The organism is Streptomyces sp. NPDC001617, assembly GCF_053596855.1.
Genome location: NZ_JBSFHA010000054.1, coordinates 38,938 through 55,365, shown reverse-complemented (window position 1 = coordinate 55,365; position 16,428 = coordinate 38,938). Strand labels below are relative to the sequence as shown.

Here is a 16,428-nt window from a genome sequence, read left to right as displayed (position 1 = left end):
ATCACACTTTGTCACCCACACGTGTGGAACTGTGTTTGGACCCTTCACACGCCGGACGGGCGGAGATCTCCCACGGTCACCCGAGCGCCGACCCGCGTCCGCGTGGCCACCAACTGGCCGTCCTGCGGGTACGCGTGCCACGTCCGCCACAGCACCTGCCCCTCGTGCCGCTGGGCCAGCATCGCCGTGAAGGCGTGCGGACTGCCGGGGAAGACGCCCGCCAGGCCGTTCGGATGGTCGGAGACCAGGGCCAGCAGCTCCTGGGCGCGACCCGCGAAGGACCCCGGCGAGAGGACTTCGACTCTCGCCGCGAACTCGTACTCCCAGTCCCCGACCCGCTTGGCGACGCCCAGCGGCAGCGGCGTGCTACTGCCCGGGATGCACGCCACCGTCTCCGAACAGCTGCTCCGCTCCTCCTCCAGGAGCACCTGGTGAGAGGCGCCGAGGAGTCTCAACTGAAGCTTCGCCCCGGCCAGTTCGAGGTCGAGCGTGGCCAGTGCGGGAAGCGGCTCCCGCCCCAGGGCCCAGGCGAGGTCGGCCGCGCACGTGTCGGTGTACGAGGTGTTCAGGGTCGTGAGCATGGATCGGCTCCGCTAGCACGCAAAGAAAGGGAGGTGTGGTCCGGCGCACCCCGGTCGGCACCGGGAGATCCGCCCGGTCAGCCCAGTCGTGGCGTCGGATCGGCCTTGCCCAGGACGTCCGAGGGCTGCGTCAGGTGATTTAGAGGGAATCATGAACGGTGGCGCCACCACAGCGTTTTTACCCAAGTTCGTGGGGTTTCCATCCCTCCGTGGGCCCCTCAGCTCAACTGTTCAACTACGGCGTACGCCACGGCGGCCGTGGCGCACGCCACGGCCGCCGTAGTTGCGCGGATACCCACCGCGCGTCAGCTGCCTCCTCCGCAGCCGCCCCCGCCCCCGCACGACGACCCGCCGCCGCACGACGAGTGGCCTCCGCAGGAGTGACCGCCACCGCAGGAGTGGCCGGAGTGGTGGTGCCCGCCGGACGAGCCCCCGCCGTCCCCGGCCCACCAGCTGGCACTGCTGCTGCCGCTGCCGCGGGACCGCTTGCCGTGTCCGCTGCCGGTCCTGCCCTTGCGCGCCGCCGACGCGACGATCCCGATGCAGGCGAGTGCGATCGCCGCCACGATGAAGCCGGTGAACATGGCGCCACCGTCCTTTCGAGTCCCCCGAAGCGTCCCCCGTGGGCGCCTCGTGCTGTGCGTGAACGGGGAATGCCCCGCCGTCTCACCGGCCAAAGCGGAGTTGAGGAACTCCAGAGCTTCGGCGCAGGATGGCCGGCATGACCTCCAGCACCCGCCCGCTCCTCAACCGCCGGCTCGCCGAGTTCGGGACGACGATCTTCGCCGAGATGTCGGCGCTGGCCTTGCAGACGGGCTCGATCAACCTCGGCCAGGGCTTTCCCGACACGGACGGCCCCGAGGAGGTCCGGGAGGCGGCGGTACGGGCGCTGCGCGACGGGCGCGGCAACCAGTACCCGCCGGGTCCCGGCATCCCCGAGCTGCGCACCGCGATCGCCGCGCACCAGGAGCGGCGGTACGGGCTGTCGTTCGATCCGGACACCGAGGTGCTGGTCACCGCCGGCGCCACGGAGGCCATCGCCGCGGCCCTGCTCGGCCTGCTGGAGCCCGGCGACGAGGTGGTCGCCCTGGAGCCGTACTACGACTCCTACGCGGCCTGCATCGCCATGGCGGGCGGCACGCGCGTGCCGGTCACCCTGCGGCCGGACGGCGGCTCGTTCCGCCTGGACCTCGACGAGCTCCGCGCCGCCGTCACCGACCGCACCCGCCTCCTGCTCGTCAACACCCCGCACAACCCCACCGGCACGGTCCTCACCCGCGAGGAGCTCACCGCGATCGCCGAGCTGGCGGTGGAGCGCGATCTGCTCGTCGTCACCGACGAGGTCTACGAGCACCTGGTCTTCGACGACGCCGAGCACCTCCCCCTCGCCACCTTCCCGGGTATGCGGGAGCGCACGGTCACCATCGGCTCGGCCGGCAAGACCTTCTCCTTCACCGGCTGGAAGGTGGGCTGGGTGACGGCGAACGGCCCGCTCGTCGCCGCCGTCCGAACGGCAAAGCAGTACCTGACGTACGTCAGCGCGGGCCCCTTCCAGTACGCGATCGCCGAAGCTCTCCGCCTGCCGGACGCGTACTTCGACAGCTTCCGCACCGACCTCCAGCGCAAGCGCGACCTGCTCGGCGACGGCCTGCGCGCGGCCGGGTTCCAGGTCTACCAACCCCAGGGCACGTACTTCATCACCACCGACATCACCTCCTTCGGCGAGAAGGACGCCTACGCCTTCTGCCGCGCCCTGCCGGAACGCTGCGGCGTCGTCGCCATCCCCAACTCCGTCTTCTACGACGACCCCGACGCCGGCCGCAGCCAGGTGCGCTTCACCTTCTGCAAGAGGGACGACGTTCTCGCCGAGGCCACCAGCCGCCTGCAGCGCCTCGCGTCCTGAACGAGGTCGGGCCGGCCACCTACCTGTCGGTATTGCCATGTGCGGTTGGGCTTGGGCGGTGTCTCGCGTGGATCTCACCGCCGCGAGGCCGTCCGAGGTCAGCTGGACGCTGCGCCGGGACGAGGCGGACGACCGGAGACTCTGGAGACCCCGCCTCCAGCGACCGCACCTCCCACGAGGTACGTGAAGTACTTGACGTACTTGGCTGACGAGTGCACGCTGGAGGGGTCGGGACGAACCTGGAGGGGTCGGGACGAACAAGGAGGCAGGTCATGGCCGCGGTCCACTACGAGAGCTACACCCAGGCGCGCGCACACCTGAAGGACCTCCTCGACGCGGCCGACGAGGGACGGGTGGCGACCGTACGCCGTGACTCCGGGCGCTCGGCAGTCGTGGACGTGGAGCGGCTGCGCCGGTATCTGTCGCTGGTGTGCCCCTCGAAGGCGGAGGTGGTCGCCGAGGCGGGCGGCTGGTCCGTCTTTCTGTCAGGCCTGCCGCTGGCCGCCGACGGGGCTACCTTCGACGAAGCCATAGGGGAGATGGTCCAGGTCCTTCGCGAGTATGCCGAGGACTGGCAGGACAGGCTGCGGACCGCACCCAACCACGCGGACAACTGGGGCCTGGTGCAGCTGATCGCGCTCAGCGACGACGGACAGCTGCGCGACTGGCTGGTGGGTGCTCCACGGTGACGTGGCCCCAGCCCGACCGTGAGAACCATGACCGTTTCTGCCGTGCCGAGAAGTGGGAACGCGTCCGGGACGCACGCGGGCGCACCGGTACCCATCACGTGACCTACGAACTCACTCTGCACGACGGCCGGATCCTGCGCACCAGAATCTCGCACCCGGTGGACCGCACCACGTACGGCGCCGCGATGTGGCGACACATCCTGCGGGACCAACTGGACGTCAGCGAGGACGAGTTCTGGGCCTGCGCGCAGCAGGGCGAGCTGCCTGACCGAGGTGCCCCCGAGACACCGACAGAGGCCCTTCCCGCTGACCTGGTGCACCTGCTCATCCACCGTGTGGGAGTCGGCGAGGACACCGTGGCGGGGATGACCAAGGACGAGGCGGTCGCGAGACTCCAGAAGTACTGGACGGACGGGAGCTGAGCCCCACCCCGACGCGAAGGGCGGGCACCAACACCTGGGACGCACAGGGAAGGGCGGGTTCCCTGGGGCGGCCCACGACTACGTCGGCCCCGGATCACGACGGTAACGCGCCACCGAGGACGTACGGCACCGGGACCCATCGGTTTCCCTCCGCCCGACTACCATGCCAGCGCCGGCGCACCCGGCGCCTGGGGGAGCAGGCGGTGTTGCCCGGTCAGCGGCGCCGCTTGCGGCCGCTCTTGCCCGAGGAGCGCCGAGCCTTCTGGGCGCGGCCGACGCGGGCGCCGTGGGCACCCAGTGCCCGGGCCGCCAGCTGCCTGAGCTCGTCGAGTCCGGCCCGGTCCGGGTGCGCGGAGTCCAACGCGGCGGCAACCGCGTCCCTGGCCTGGGAGCCCTGGGCGCGCAGCGTCTCCTCGGCGCCGTCCCCGCCGCCCGCCAACTCCACGAGCTGCAGCAGGCTCTCGGCGAGTACCAGCAGAGACTCTGCATCGGTCATGTCCTCTGGGGACAGCAACTCACGGTGCGCCAGCGCGTTCAGCGCCAGCGGCGCCAGCTGTGTGTCTCGCCGCAGCGTGCGCAGCAGCCCCTCGCCCTCACCGTCCGGCAACGCCGCCGACAGCACGTCGAGCATCGCCTGCGCAGGTGTACGGAAGGTCATGGTCCTTACGGCGTCGGTCAGTTGCCGCAGGGCACCTTCCCGCTCGCCGCGGGCCGTGATCCAGTCGGCCAGCTCCGTGCGGGCGGCGTCCGGGTCGTAGTCCTCGGCCAGCACCCCCAGCAGGCCCGCCGCCGACGCCTGGGCCAGTTCACCGACCAACGGTGCGTCCCTGCCGGCCGCCAGCAACCGCTGTCGTACGGCCCGGGTCCCGAGCTCGGTGAGACGGATGAGCTCGACCGGCCCGGCGGTCAGCTCCTCTCGCCTGGCATCGGCACGCTCCCGCGCCGCCGGGTCCGTCGCCGCCCCCGCGACGCCCAGCAGCTCCGCGAGCTCCGGCGGCATGTCCGCGAGCAGCTCGGGACCGGCATCGGAGAGGTCGATGTCGAGGAACACCGGATCGGCCATCCCACGGTCACGCTCGATCGCGCCCAGGTCGTCCAGCAGGTCGAGCACCGCGCGCAGGTCCCGGTCGGCGTGCTCGAACCACATCTGGTGCTGAAGGTCCAACCCGGCGTCGAGCTGGAAGGAGGTCCGATAAGCCAGGTGTACCGTGTCGCGCAGCCGCGGCCAGGGCATCGGGTACGGCAGGCTGTAGAGCGTGTTCAGCACGTCGTCCAGGACGTCCTCGTAGACGTCGAAGAGCATCGACTCGACGTGCCAGCCGCTGCGCGCCCCGATCAGGGCCTGCCGCAGTTCGAAGCACGCGTCGAAGGCGCGCAGCCACAGCTGGAGCGGGTCGGCCAGCACCGGCCGGGCCTTGGCCACCGCGTACAACCGCCCCTTGACCACCCGCACCAGGCGCGCCTTCTTCGCCCACTCCACCAGCAGTCCCAGCCGCGGCAGGTCGGCCGAAGATCGCACGCCGTCGATCTTGTCGCCGGTGCCGAGTGCGTCCACCAGCTCGCGGGCCTCCGCCATCCGCAGCCGTCCCGTCGCCGTCACCGGGCGGCCGCCCTGCCCCGCCCATTCGGCGAGTCCGCGCAACTGCGCCACGGTCGTCGACGCCTCGGCCCGTCGGCGCAGTTCGTCGTCCGGGGGAAGCATCACGGGCAGTTGCGGCTCGGCCCGGGCCACGCCGGACAGCGCGCGGCCGGTCAGCCGCCGTTCCATGATCGCGGCGAGAGCCTGCTGATCGTAGGCGACCTCCCCACGCTGCGCCTGCTCTGCGAAGCGCTGAAACGCCGCCCCGTCCTGGACGTCCACGCCCTGCTCCGCGGCCGTCATCGCCCAGAACTTCGCCAATCCCCAGCGAGTGCGGTCCGTCATCGCCGCCAGATGCTGTTCCGCGACCCTGTCGACCGCGGCAAGGGAATCCTGGAGCGAGGGGCCGCGCGGGTCCGCCAACTGCGCGGCGTGCAGAAAGCGCAGCAGCGTGCCCAATGTGCCCGGGGCGTCGGCGCGTTCCTCCCCGGGAAGCTCGGTGACCTGCTGGGGAAGCCAGGAGAGGAGGAGCTCCTCCACATGGCGCGACTCCCACAACCCCAGTCGGCCGTCGGCAGTCGCCCGGTGCCGGTAGTCCAGTGCCGTCTCAGCCGTGAACCCGTCCACCGGCAGCCCCTGCTCCCCGGCCCACCGGACGAGGCGGTCCACCAGCAGCCCGCACGCCGCCTCGAACTCTTCCTCGGCCTCGGGTTCGAACCGCATCCGCATGAAATTCGTCCACCCTGTCAGCAGCAGTCCTTGCCGCTCCACGCTATCGGCCTCAGGGGCCGGACATGGTGGTTGTCACCCACAGCCACCGCGGCTTCGAACCTCCTTGCGAGGAACCGGACTTCGTCGTACGGCCTCACGGCAGGGGACTGGCCACGCCGGGAGCTTCGTCAGCGGGCGTCTGCCTCGGGCTCCGGGCGCGGGAGCTCGTCGAGGTCGAGGGTGAAGGTGCGGCCGTCGGCCAGGGGGATGGGGAGTTTGCCCGTCCCGTACTTGTGGGTGTGTGCCGCGATGTAACCGGTGGCGGTCGGCTGGGTGTGGAGGACGACTTCCTGGGCGTACGGGTCGACGACCAGGTAGATCGGGATGCCGTAGCGACCGTACTTGGCCGTGCAGTCGTCGTAATCCTTGCGCGCGGAGGAGGTCGAGACGACCTCGGAGATCAGCAGGACGTCCTCGAAGCCGTAGCGCTTGCCTTCCCGGCGGGCGTCCTCGCGAAGGATCACGAGATCCGGGGCGGAGTTCTCGTCGGCGGGGAAGTCGATGTAGACGTCGGAGGCGGTCTTCGCATGGCGTCCGAGGGACACGATCGTGTCGTACTGCATCGACTTGATCGTGCTGGAGTGCTCGAAGCTCTGCGGAGTCATGATCACCTTTCCGTCAGCTCCGAACAGGACCGTGTATCCCTTGGGGAACTCGGTGTGCACGATCGCGTCGACGCTCATGGACGGCTCCTTCCCGTGTGTGGTCAGGATACGACGGACAGTGCCGCGTCTCCGAGCCCTGCGGTAGGGCCCGGAGACCGGTCCGGACAGGTTGTGCCGCCCGCTCACCGCCGGTGCCGGAGGTCCGCAGCGGGGCCTGGTCGCACCACACAGGAATAGGTAGGCCAACGAGGAGTCACCTGGGTGACGGCGGCCCCGGCCCTGACCGCCGCCGTCCGCTCGGCGAAGCAGTTCCTGACGTACGTCAGCGCGGGCCCCTTCCCGTACGCGGTCGCCGAGGCCCTGGCCCTCCCCGACGGCTACTTCACCGCCTTCCGCGAGGACATGCAGGCCAAGCGGGACCTCCTGGCGGCGGGCCTGACGGACGCGGGCTTCGAGGTGTTCCGCACGGCAGGCACGTACTTCATCACCACCGACATCCGCCCCCTGGGCGAGAGTGACGGCTTCGCCTTCTGCCGGGCCCTCCCCGAGCGCGCCGGCGTCGTCGCCATCCCGAACGCGGTCTTCTACGACCACCGGGAGGCGGGGGCACCCTTCGTGCGGTTCGCGTTCTGCAAGCAGGTGGGGGTGCTGCAGGAGGCGGTGAAACGCCTCAAGACGCTCGCCTGAGCGGCCTCACACCGACACGCCGGGCGGGGTGAATTCACACCCGCCCGGATGCTCATTGCTCGCATATGTTCCTTTTGCCGTGCAATGTGCCGTTGTGACCCACGTCAGTACCCTTCCACGCCCTTCCGTCACCGAGCCGGGGCGCCCCGGCACGAAGACCCGCGCGCAGACGCATCCGGCCGTCGCGATGGGCACCGCCCTCGGTGTGTTCCTCGCCGCCCGGCTGCTCGGTGTCGCCGCCCTCGCCCTGGTCGCCTGGAGAGCGGGGCGCAATCCGCTCGCGCTGCTCGGGCGGTCCTGGGACTCGCTCTGGTATCTGGGGATCGCCACGCACGGGTACGGGCGCAATCTGTCCATGCGGCCCGGCGTCGTCTACAGCGACCTGGCGTTCTTCCCGCTGTATCCGAGACTCGTGCGCGCGGTGCTGGCCGTGACGCCGCTCAGCGGGGGCGCGGCGGGGCTGCTGGTGTCCTGGACGGCGGCCGCCGTGGCCGCCTGCGGGATCTACGCCGTCGGGGCGCGGCTGCACGGGCGGGCCGTCGGCACCGCGCTGGTGCTGCTCTGGGGGCTGCTGCCGCACTCGGTGGTGCTGTCCATGGCGTACACCGAACCCGTGCTGACCGCGTTCGCCGCGTGGTCGTTGTACGCGGTGCTGACCGGGCGGTGGGTGTGGGCGGGCTCGCTGGCCGCGCTCGCGGGGCTGGCCCGGCCGAACGGGTTCGCGGTCGCCGCGGCGGTGCTCGCCGCGGCGGCGTACGAGATCTGGCGGCGGCGCGGAAAAGTTACCCACAGGCTGTGGACGGGCGCGGTGCTCGCGCCGCTCGGCTGGGCCGCGTACGTCCTGTGGGTCGGCCGGCGCGGGGGCGATCTGCTCGGCGGGTACTTCGAGGTGCAGCGGCTGTGGGGGTCGCGGTTCGACTTCGGGCGAGGATCGCTGCAGTTCGTGAAGCGGATGCTGCTGCACGGGGACCGGTTCGTGTTCCCCATGGCGTTGGTGATCGTCGCTGTCGGTGTGCTGCTCTTCGCCCTGCTGCTCGCCGACCGCGCCCCGCTGCCGCTGGTCGTCCACGCCGGCGTACTCCTGCTGATCGCCGTCGGCGGGTCCGGGTTCTTCGAGTCCAAGCCCCGTTTCCTGCTGCCCGCCTTCCCCCTCCTGATCCCGCTCGCCCGGGCCCTGGTCCGTACGGCGAGAGCCCGGCCCCGGCACGCGACCGTGGTGGTCGGTGCCCTGGCCGGGCTCTCGTTCGTCTACGGGGCCTACCTGGTCGTGATCGCGGGCAAGCCCCTCTAGGAAGATGTGCCGGGGTGGTCTACTCCTCGTCGTCCCCGGGCTTCTCCGCCTCGTCGATCTCCTGCTCCAGGCCGAGCTGCTCGACGAGCCACTTGTCGAACTCGATGGCGGCGCGCACCCAGCTGACCGTGGAGGAGACGAAGTGCTCCAGGCTGACGCCGGTGCCGATCAGCATCTGCGCCTCGCCGATCAGGCGGACGGTGCCGTCGTCGTGGGTGTGACTGTAGACCTTGGGCCACAGGGTGCGGCGGTTCCAGTCGTCGATCGACTCGAGCAGCTGCGGCTTCTCGTCGATCTGGTGGGGCCGGTCGTAGAACGTCCGTACCGAGAAGACCTGCTGGTCACCCTCACCACGGAACATGAAGTACGTACGGAACTGCTCCCACGGCGCCGCGAGGTCACCCTCGTCGTCGACGACGTACTTGAGCTCCATCTGGTCGAGGAGCTGCTTCACGAGGTCCTGATCCGGGACGACGGGGCCCGCCGGTCCGCCGGGCTGCGGCTCGGGCTGGCCCCCGAAGTTCGGAATCGAGGACGGGTCGATGCTCACCGTGATTTTCCCTTCGTACGGATTCAGTCATCCTCCCTCATCCGGGGAGGGGGGTGGCAAGCCCGACCGGTACTGTCAGCCCTCAGCTGACAGGATCCGGCCGATGACCGACGGCCGGTGTGCGAAGGGGTGGGGACCATGGCACTGACACACGGCGGCGAGGCGGCGGGTCGGACCAGATGGGGGGTGGTGGCCGCCATTCTGGCGCTGCCCGCGCTGCTCGTGGCCGGTTTCCTGGCACTGATCACGATCTGGGTGCTGGCCGGCTGACCCGGGGAGCCCCTTCGGTGGCTCCCCGGGCCCCGCTCAGAGGGTCTTGCCCGTGGCCGGGCCCACGATCAGGCCGTCGCCGAAGGCGTCCACCCGGACCGTGTCGCCGTCCTTGACCTCGCCGGCCAGGATCTCCTTGGCCAGGCGGTCGCCGATGGCGGTCTGGACGAGGCGGCGCAGCGGGCGGGCGCCGTAGGCCGGGTCCATGCCCTCGTCGGCGAGCCAGGCCAGGGCCTCGTCGGTGATCTCCAGGGTGAGGCGGCGTTCCGCGAGGCGCTTCGCGAGCCGGTCGATCTGGAGGCGGGCGATACGGCCCAGCTCCTCCTTGCTCAGGGCCGAGAAGACCACCAGGTCGTCGAGGCGGTTGAGGAACTCCGGCTTGAAGGACGTCCGGACGACCTCCAGAACCTGCTCCTTCTTCTCCTCCTCGCCGGTCAGCGGGTCGACCAGGAACTGGCTGCCCAGGTTCGAGGTCAGCACCAGGATCGCGTTGCGGAAGTCGACCGTGCGGCCCTGGCCGTCGGTGAGACGCCCGTCGTCCAGCACCTGCAGGAGGACGTCGAAGACCTCGGGGTGCGCCTTCTCGACCTCGTCGAGCAGGACGACGCTGTACGGGCGCCTGCGCACGGCCTCCGTGAGCTGGCCGCCCTCCTCGTAACCGACGTAGCCGGGAGGCGCGCCGACGAGGCGGGCGACGCTGTGCTTCTCGCCGTACTCGGACATGTCGATGCGGACCATGGCCCGCTCGTCGTCGAAGAGGAAGTCGGCGAGGGCCTTGGCGAGTTCGGTCTTGCCGACACCGGTGGGGCCGAGGAAGAGGAAGGAGCCGGTGGGGCGGTCCGGGTCGGCGATGCCGGCGCGGGTGCGCCGTACCGCGTCGGACACCGCCTGGACAGCCTCTTTCTGGCCGATCAGGCGCTTGCCCAGCTCGTCCTCCATGCGCAGCAGCTTCTGCGTCTCGCCCTCCAGGAGGCGGCCGGCGGGGATGCCGGTCCAGGCGGCGACGACGTCCGCGATGTCGTCGGAGCCGACCTCGTCCTTGACCATGGTGTCCTTGGACGCCTCTTCCTCGGCTTCGGAAGCGGCCTCCAAGTCCCTTTCCAGGGTGGGGATCTCGCCGTAGAGCAGCTTGGAGGCGGTGTCGAAGTCGCCGTCGCGCTGGGCGCGTTCGGCGGTGCCGCGCAACTCGTCGAGTTTTTCCTTGAGTTCGCCGACGCGGTTGAGGGACTGCTTCTCCTTCTCCCAGCGGGCGGTCAGGCCCCGCAGCTCCTCCTCCTTGTCGGCGAGGTCGCGGCGCAGCTTCTCCAGGCGCTCGCGGGAGGCCGGGTCGGTCTCCTTCTCCAGCGCCAGCTCCTCCATCTTCAACCGGTCGACGGCGCGCTGGAGTTCGTCGATCTCGACGGGCGAGGAGTCGATCTCCATCCGGAGGCGGGAGGCCGCCTCGTCGACGAGGTCGATGGCCTTGTCGGGCAGGAAGCGGGAGGTGATGTAGCGGTCGGAGAGGGTCGCGGCCGCGACGAGTGCGCTGTCGGCGATCTGGACCTTGTGATGGGCCTCGTAGCGGCCCTTGAGCCCGCGCAGGATGGCGATGGTGTCCTCGACCGTCGGCTCGGCGACCAGCACCTGCTGGAAGCGGCGCTCCAGGGCCGGGTCCTTCTCGATGCGCTCGCGGTACTCGTCGAGGGTCGTCGCGCCGACCATGCGCAGCTCGCCGCGCGCCAGCATCGGCTTCAGCATGTTGCCGGCGTCCATCGCGGAGTCGCCGCCGGCGCCCGCGCCGACGACCGTGTGCAGCTCGTCGATGAAGGTGATGATCTGGCCGTCGGAGTCCTTGATCTCCGCGAGGACGGTCTTCAGGCGCTCCTCGAACTCACCGCGGTACTTGGCCCCGGCGACCATGGCCCCGAGGTCGAGCGCGACGAGCCGCTTGTCCTTGAGGGACTCGGGAACGTCCCCCTTCACGATCCGCTGCGCGAGCCCCTCGACGACGGCGGTCTTGCCGACGCCGGGCTCGCCGATGAGGACCGGGTTGTTCTTCGTACGGCGGGACAGCACCTGGACGACACGGCGGATCTCCTGGTCCCGGCCGATGACGGGATCGAGCTTCCCGTCCCGCGCCGCGGCCGTGAAGTCCGTGCCGAACTTCTCCAGCGCCTTGTACTGGCCCTCCGGGTCCGCTGTGGTCACCCGGCGTCCTCCCCTCGCCTTCTGGAAGGCCTCCTGCAACTTCCTGGCGTCGGCCCCCTGCCCGGACAGTACGTCACCGGCCGCGCCGCCCTTCGCGGCGATGCCGATCAGCAGATGCTCGGTGGAGAGGTAGTCGTCGCCGAGGTCCCGGGCCCGCTCGGTCGCGTCCGCGATCACGGCCAGCAGCTCGCGGTTGGGCTGCGGGGGCGCCACGGTCGAACCGGTGACGCTGGGCAGCGAGGCGAGCACCTTCTCCGCGCCCGCCCGCACGGCTGCCTGGTCGGCGTCGACGGCGGCCAGCAGGTCGGTGATGTTCTCGTTTTCTTGATGGCCTCGCCCCTGGAGCAGGGCCAGCAGCAGGTGGGCGGGGGTGAGGTCGGGGTGCCCCTCGGTCACGGCCCGGTTGCTCGCCGCGTTGATGGCGTCCCGGCTCCGGTTGGTCAGCTCGGCGTCCACGTTCCTTCTCTCCTCCTGCGGTCAGCCGTCGGCTCCGTCTCCCAGTACTGACTCAGTCAGCGTACACAAAGTTGAGTCTATTCCACTCAAGGTGCGGCGGGGAGGCGTTCGGGGACTAGGTTCCGGACCCATGGCGACCTACACACAGGACCCCGGTGCCCCCGACCCCTCGTATCTCACCTTCTGGCGGGAACGGCACCTGTGCACGCTGACCACCCCGCGCCCGGACGGCAGCCCGCACGTGGTGCCCGTCGGAGTCACATACGACCCGCAGGCGCGCCTCGCTCGGGTGATCACGAACAAGTCCAGCTCGAAGGTGGCGCACGTGCGGGCGGCCGGGGCCGAGGGGGCGCGGGTCGCGGTGTGCCAGGTCGACGGGCGGCGGTGGGCCACGCTGGAGGGACGGGCCTTCGTACGGACCGATCCGGAGCGGGTGGCCGAGGCCGTACGGCGCTACGCGGAGCGCTACGAGCGGATGCCGGCGCCGAATCCGGCACGCGTGGTCATCGAGATCGAGCTCACGCGGGCCATGGGCCAGGGCTGACGGCTTTCAGCCACTGAGGCACGCCGGACGATCAGGCCGATACCAGGAAATGTCCGCCGAAAACTGCAGCGGCGTCACCGTGTTCAGGTCACGGTGACGCCGCTGCGGGGGGAAGCACCTGAGCGAACTGTTACGACGGGGGATTCGCGTCAGGCACTGCGGGGGGTGGCTGAGATGGTCCGAACATCGGGGGTTTCCGGTTCCACCAGCCGGTGGTCTCGTTGGTCGAGGTTCACAAAGATCATTCCGTACCGGATGGCACATCGCACGGGCTGCGGCGCCCCCCGAGGCCGCCGCAGACACCGGTACGCCCGGACGTCCTCGTCCTCGTCCCGCGTGACGACCACGGGCTCACCGAAGACCGTCACCATCAACGAGTCACCGGAGTGGGGGATCGCGGTGACCAGGTCGATGAAGTGCCAGCCCGAGCGGTAGGCCGTGGCCATCTCGCGGCGGAAGGAGCGGTCGTCGGGTGGGGTGGTCATGACTGGACGGCCCAGCTGCTGTCTGCCGGGGCGACCCAGGAGCTGTCTGCCGGGGCGACCCAGGAGCTGTCACCCGGGGCGTCCGACGCCACGATCACCCAGCTGCTGTCGCCGGCACCGGCGGCAGCCGCGGCCTGTACGCGCCAACTGCTGTCCTGTGCGACAGCGCCCTTCGTCCCCGCGTGGCCGGCCAGCGCCCCGAAGGCCAATGCGGCGGAGAAGGCGGCGACAAGCGCCGAGCGAAGCATTCTCTTATGCATAGTCGGCTTCGTCCTCATTTGAAGGTCACCTCTCCCCCGTCCGAATACGACGATGGCCCATTCCGGCACGTCATGGCCACACAAACGATGCATCATGTTCCTGCACGTTCAGGACCCTGGGGGGTGGAGATTTGGCAATAAATGAGACTAAGCAGACACATCCCCACGGGCTGACCGACCTGTGCGAGGACGGGCACCGCCTTTATGGCAACGCTCTCCGGACGGGACGCGTAGCCCGTGCGGATGTGGAGCCTGCACCCTGTTTGATGGAGTTCGCCCTCCTTCATCCGGATCCGGACGACCCGAACTGGCTACGTCCGGTGCCCCCTTCGATCGCCCTGGCCCAGAGGCTCAATCCGATCGAGCACGAGATCACGCAGCGCAGGCGGGAGTCCATCGAACTCGCCGGTGCTTTCGAGCCGTTCATGAGCATCAGTGCCCAGCCGACGGCCACGACGCACTCGATCACGGTGCTCGAGGGCCTCGACCGGATCAACGCGGCGCTCGACCTGGCCACCGCCCAGTGCCAGACCGAGATGCTCACGGTCCAGCCGAGCCGACGCCGTCTCGAAAACGTCCTCACCAAGGCCCTGGACCGCGACCGGCCGCTGATCGAGCGGGGCTGCCGCATCCGGACCCTGTACCAGCACCCCGCCCGGTACAGCCCCGAGACGCTTGCCTACGTGGCGCAGTTCGTCGACGGCAAAGTGGAGTACCGCACGATCGACGAACTCGTCGAGCGGCTGATCGTCTGCGACGAGACCGTCGCCTTCATCCCCACCCGCGACGACGGGGAGATCGCCCTCGAACTGCGCCACCCCGGACTGGTCCGCTACCTGATCAAGGTCTTCGAGTTCATGTGGGCCCGCGCGGTCCCGCTGAGCGCCGGAGCACCGTACGAGACCGCCCCCGACGGCATCACGGAGATCCAGCACTCCATCGCCAAGCTCCTCGTCGAGGGCCATGTCGACGAGGCGATCGCGCGGCGCCTGGGCATGAACGTGCGCACCTGCCGGGCCCACATCGCCAAGCTCGCCACCGCCCTGGGCAGCGGCAGCCGGGCCCAACTCGGCTTCCTCATCGCCCAGTCGGGAATCCTGGAGCAGGACCTCTGATCCGGGGGAGAGGAGCGCGGTGACCGAGGCGACGCATCAGGACCACGGTACGCAAGAGCTGTGCTCCCCAGGAGCGGCTCTGTACGAACGCGCACCGCGCGAGGGGCACGTGAGCACCGCGGAGGCCGACACCACCCCCTGTGTGGCCGCCCTGGGCCTGCTGCGGCCCACCGCGGACCCGACCCGGCTGGAGCCGTTGAACCCGGCCGTCGTCCTCCACCGCCTGCTGCACAGCTCGGCGGACCGCATCGCCGACGAACGCCGGCGCGAGCGGCGGCTGGTCGAGGCGTTCGAGCCGCTCCTGCGGATCCCCGGGCGGAGCACGGCGGCCACGTACCTGCCGGCCATCGGCTTCCACAGCGGACTCGACCGCATCAACGAGGCGATCACCACCGCCATGGCCGACGCCTCCCACGAGCTTCTGGCCATCCAGCCCTACGACGGCCAGAGCCCCGCCACCCGGCTGGACTACCAGCACACCCAGCGCCACTCCCCGGCCGTCGTGGCCCGCTACGAGCAGCTCAGGGGCGACGCCCAGGCACGCACCCTCGACCAGGTCACCGAGCGCCTCGTCGTGATCGACCGCACCGTGGCCTTCATCCCCGCCAACAAGGACCGCACCCTCGCCCTCGAAGTACGTCACCCGGCCCTGATCGACTACTTCGCCACCACCTTCGACCGCCTCTGGTGCCTGGCCACCCCCATGCACCCGCAGGCCGCCCAACCCGCCTCCCTGGACGGCATCACCCCCCGCCAGCACGCCATCGCCGCCCTCCTCGTCGAGGGCCACACCGACGCCGTCATCGCGGAGCGGCTCGGCATGAACATCCGCACCGCCCGCGTCCTCCCCCACGCTCGAATTCGCTCGCGCGGGAGGTGCCCCCACCGCCAAGCTCGCGGCGACGCTCGGCAGTGAGAGCCGGGCGCAGCTCGGCTATCTCATCGGGCGGTCGGGGATTCTTGACCGGGCAGAGTGACGGGCGTCGCGTCGGCGGGGTGACGGGGGCCGTCGAGGCCCACCTGGGCGATGCGGACGCCCAGTTGGGTGCGGCTGGCGGCGCCCAGGGTCTCGGAGAGGCGGGCGATGTGGGCGCGGCAGGTGCGGACGCTGATGCCGAGCCGCTCCGCGATCACCGCGTCCTGGTGGCCCTCCGCGAGGAGCGCGGCGATGGACTGCTCGCGGTGGGAGATGCCCTCGATGCCGGTGTCGGGGAGGGGGGCGGTGAGGGGGATGGCCAGGCGCCAGAGGCGGTCGAAGACCGTGCCCAGGTAGTCGACCAGGGCGGGGTGGCGCAGCTCCAGGGCGAGGGTGCGGTCCGCGTTCGCGGGGATGAAGGCCACCGTGCGGTCGAAGAGGATCAGCCGCTCGATCACCTCGTCCAGGCTGCGGGCCTCGACCGAACCGCCCATCAGCTCAAGGTAGTTGAGCAGCCCCTGGCCGTGCCGGGCCACGTGGGTGTACAGGTCGCGCATCCTGACACCCCGCCCGCGCAGGGCGAGCGCCCGGTGCAGGCCCTCGGTCAGTTCGTGCTCGGGGCGGATGCCGCCGGGCTGGACGGTGATGACCTCGGTCGTGCAGGCCTCCGTCGCCTCGTCCATCGCGGCCTGAATCCGGGACAGCCCGTCGAGCACGCGGATCGCGCTGCCCTCCGCGGCGCCCGTCTGGGGTGTCGAGGGCCCGAGGCCCGCGTACCACTCGAAGGCCGCCACCGCGGACCCCACCCGGCGCTGACTTGAGCTGACCTCGTCGTACACCCCGCGCAGCAGCCGGGTCATGACCTCCTGCGGAGAGGTCGGGACCAGCCAGTCCATGTCGTCGGGGTCCGGATGCAGCAGAGCGAGTTCGAGCAGACAGGGCACCTGGTCGGCGTCCCGGCGCGCCACGCGGCCCCGCCGTACGGCCCGGGAATACACGCGATCCCCGGCCTCGCACAGTCGGTCGGCACCGTGAGGATGCTCCTCCGTCCCGTGCCCGGCCATCGCCCATCCCACCCCCGGTTCGAGCCTCTTGTACAGGCGTGCCCCTACGGTTC

16 protein-coding genes and 2 pseudogenes are annotated in these 16,428 nt (G+C 70.5%); 9 read left to right on the top strand and 9 right to left on the bottom strand.

The genetic code is table 11. The features are described 5' to 3' along the window. Positions 1–44 precede the first annotated feature (44 nt). Both ACWC09_RS33375 and ACWC09_RS33370 read right to left on the bottom strand, forming a co-directional pair. Positions 45–581, bottom strand: a complete 537-nt coding sequence (locus ACWC09_RS33375; RefSeq protein WP_450854660.1) for a DUF2617 family protein — start codon at positions 579–581, stop codon at positions 45–47. A 305-nt stretch (positions 582–886) separates the two neighbouring features. Next, positions 887–1,165, bottom strand: a complete 279-nt coding sequence (locus ACWC09_RS33370) for a hypothetical protein (protein WP_450854659.1) — start codon at positions 1,163–1,165, stop codon at positions 887–889. A 128-nt stretch (positions 1,166–1,293) separates the two neighbouring features. Here ACWC09_RS33370 and ACWC09_RS33365 point away from each other — a divergent pair, with 128 nt between their 5' ends. The 3 genes from ACWC09_RS33365 to ACWC09_RS33355 all read left to right on the top strand — a co-directional run bounded on the left by ACWC09_RS33365 (position 1,294) and on the right by ACWC09_RS33355 (position 3,595). After that, positions 1,294–2,484, top strand: a complete 1,191-nt coding sequence (locus tag ACWC09_RS33365) for a pyridoxal phosphate-dependent aminotransferase (protein ID WP_450854658.1) — start codon at positions 1,294–1,296, stop codon at positions 2,482–2,484. A 272-nt stretch (positions 2,485–2,756) separates the two neighbouring features. Beyond that, positions 2,757–3,173, top strand: coding sequence for a prevent-host-death protein (locus tag ACWC09_RS33360; RefSeq protein ID WP_450854657.1), 417 nt, complete (start codon positions 2,757–2,759; stop codon positions 3,171–3,173). Continuing rightward, positions 3,170–3,595, top strand: coding sequence for a cytotoxic translational repressor of toxin-antitoxin stability system (locus ACWC09_RS33355; protein ID WP_450854656.1), 426 nt, complete (start codon positions 3,170–3,172; stop codon positions 3,593–3,595). The genes ACWC09_RS33360 and ACWC09_RS33355 overlap by 4 nt, the downstream gene beginning before the upstream one ends. Positions 3,596–3,809: 214 nt before the next feature. Here ACWC09_RS33355 and ACWC09_RS33350 read toward each other — a convergent pair whose 3' ends face one another. Next, a complete protein-coding gene (locus tag ACWC09_RS33350) occupies positions 3,810–5,903 on the bottom strand; it encodes a hypothetical protein (protein WP_450854655.1) in 2,094 nt (697 codons plus the stop codon). A 170-nt stretch (positions 5,904–6,073) separates the two neighbouring features. Beyond that, complete coding sequence (locus ACWC09_RS33345) at positions 6,074–6,628, bottom strand: Uma2 family endonuclease (RefSeq protein ID WP_128379781.1); 555 nt, start codon at positions 6,626–6,628, stop codon at positions 6,074–6,076. A 174-nt stretch (positions 6,629–6,802) separates the two neighbouring features. On the opposite strand from ACWC09_RS33345, the pseudogene ACWC09_RS33340 reads away from it, so the two are divergent. Both ACWC09_RS33340 and ACWC09_RS33335 read left to right on the top strand, forming a co-directional pair. Then, positions 6,803–7,237: pseudogene (locus tag ACWC09_RS33340) on the top strand (aminotransferase class I/II-fold pyridoxal phosphate-dependent enzyme); the annotation flags it as partial. Between the two features lie 94 nt (positions 7,238–7,331). Further along, positions 7,332–8,528, top strand: coding sequence for a hypothetical protein (locus ACWC09_RS33335; protein WP_450854654.1), 1,197 nt, complete (start codon positions 7,332–7,334; stop codon positions 8,526–8,528). 19 nt (positions 8,529–8,547) lie between these two features. Here ACWC09_RS33335 and ACWC09_RS33330 read toward each other — a convergent pair whose 3' ends face one another. Then, the gene (locus tag ACWC09_RS33330; protein WP_450854653.1) at positions 8,548–9,078 is read right to left on the bottom strand and encodes a YbjN domain-containing protein; all 531 of its coding nucleotides are present in this window, start codon (positions 9,076–9,078) and stop codon (positions 8,548–8,550) included. A gap of 138 nt (positions 9,079–9,216) precedes the next feature. Between ACWC09_RS33330 and ACWC09_RS33325 the strand changes: the two genes are divergently transcribed. Beyond that, positions 9,217–9,348 carry a hypothetical protein gene (locus tag ACWC09_RS33325; protein WP_450854652.1) on the top strand — a complete coding sequence of 44 codons (132 nt, stop codon included), beginning with the start codon at positions 9,217–9,219 and terminating at the stop codon, positions 9,346–9,348. 36 nt (positions 9,349–9,384) lie between these two features. Here ACWC09_RS33325 and clpB read toward each other — a convergent pair whose 3' ends face one another. Further along, entirely contained in the window at positions 9,385–11,991 is a 2,607-nt protein-coding gene (gene clpB, locus ACWC09_RS33320) for an ATP-dependent chaperone ClpB (protein ID WP_450854651.1), read from the bottom strand. Between the two features lie 130 nt (positions 11,992–12,121). Here clpB and ACWC09_RS33315 point away from each other — a divergent pair, with 130 nt between their 5' ends. Next, positions 12,122–12,535, top strand: coding sequence for a pyridoxamine 5'-phosphate oxidase family protein (locus ACWC09_RS33315; protein WP_450854650.1), 414 nt, complete (start codon positions 12,122–12,124; stop codon positions 12,533–12,535). 149 nt (positions 12,536–12,684) lie between these two features. Here the strand turns inward: ACWC09_RS33315 and ACWC09_RS33310 are convergent, their stop codons facing one another. Together ACWC09_RS33310 and ACWC09_RS33305 are read right to left on the bottom strand one after the other, a co-directional pair. Next, positions 12,685–13,020 carry a Rieske (2Fe-2S) protein gene (locus tag ACWC09_RS33310; RefSeq protein WP_016437222.1) on the bottom strand — a complete coding sequence of 112 codons (336 nt, stop codon included), beginning with the start codon at positions 13,018–13,020 and terminating at the stop codon, positions 12,685–12,687. Further along, positions 13,017–13,268: a hypothetical protein gene (locus tag ACWC09_RS33305; protein WP_450854649.1), complete on the bottom strand. Its 252-nt coding sequence runs from the start codon at positions 13,266–13,268 to the stop codon at positions 13,017–13,019. The genes ACWC09_RS33310 and ACWC09_RS33305 overlap by 4 nt, the downstream gene beginning before the upstream one ends. A gap of 182 nt (positions 13,269–13,450) precedes the next feature. On the opposite strand from ACWC09_RS33305, the gene ACWC09_RS33300 reads away from it, so the two are divergent. After that, a complete protein-coding gene (locus tag ACWC09_RS33300; protein WP_450854681.1) occupies positions 13,451–14,395 on the top strand; it encodes a helix-turn-helix transcriptional regulator in 945 nt (314 codons plus the stop codon). A 19-nt stretch (positions 14,396–14,414) separates the two neighbouring features. Continuing rightward, positions 14,415–15,372: pseudogene (locus ACWC09_RS33295) on the top strand (helix-turn-helix transcriptional regulator). Here the strand turns inward: ACWC09_RS33295 and ACWC09_RS33290 are convergent. Continuing rightward, a complete protein-coding gene (locus tag ACWC09_RS33290) occupies positions 15,335–16,375 on the bottom strand; it encodes a LuxR C-terminal-related transcriptional regulator (RefSeq protein ID WP_450854648.1) in 1,041 nt (346 codons plus the stop codon). The pseudogene ACWC09_RS33295 and the gene ACWC09_RS33290 sit on opposite strands and share 38 nt — an antisense overlap. Between the last annotated feature and the right edge of the window lie 53 nt (positions 16,376–16,428).

Excerpts from the sequence above, each read along its gene's own strand:
- ACWC09_RS33375 (WP_450854660.1), bottom strand. The coding sequence starts at position 581 with ATGCTCACGACCCTGAACACCTCGTACACCGACACGTGCGCGGCCGAC.
- ACWC09_RS33305 (WP_450854649.1), bottom strand. The coding sequence starts at position 13,268 with ATGCTTCGCTCGGCGCTTGTCGCCGCCTTCTCCGCCGCATTGGCCTTC.
- ACWC09_RS33345 (WP_128379781.1), bottom strand. The coding sequence starts at position 6,628 with ATGAGCGTCGACGCGATCGTGCACACCGAGTTCCCCAAGGGATACACG.
- ACWC09_RS33350 (WP_450854655.1), bottom strand. The coding sequence starts at position 5,903 with ATGCGGATGCGGTTCGAACCCGAGGCCGAGGAAGAGTTCGAGGCGGCG.
- ACWC09_RS33290 (WP_450854648.1), bottom strand. The coding sequence starts at position 16,375 with ATGGCCGGGCACGGGACGGAGGAGCATCCTCACGGTGCCGACCGACTG.
- ACWC09_RS33360 (WP_450854657.1), top strand. The coding sequence starts at position 2,757 with ATGGCCGCGGTCCACTACGAGAGCTACACCCAGGCGCGCGCACACCTG.
- ACWC09_RS33325 (WP_450854652.1), top strand. The coding sequence starts at position 9,217 with ATGGCACTGACACACGGCGGCGAGGCGGCGGGTCGGACCAGATGGGGG.
- ACWC09_RS33315 (WP_450854650.1), top strand. The coding sequence starts at position 12,122 with ATGGCGACCTACACACAGGACCCCGGTGCCCCCGACCCCTCGTATCTC.
- ACWC09_RS33365 (WP_450854658.1), top strand. The coding sequence starts at position 1,294 with ATGGCCGGCATGACCTCCAGCACCCGCCCGCTCCTCAACCGCCGGCTC.
- ACWC09_RS33370 (WP_450854659.1), bottom strand. The coding sequence starts at position 1,165 with ATGTTCACCGGCTTCATCGTGGCGGCGATCGCACTCGCCTGCATCGGG.
- ACWC09_RS33310 (WP_016437222.1), bottom strand. The coding sequence starts at position 13,020 with ATGACCACCCCACCCGACGACCGCTCCTTCCGCCGCGAGATGGCCACG.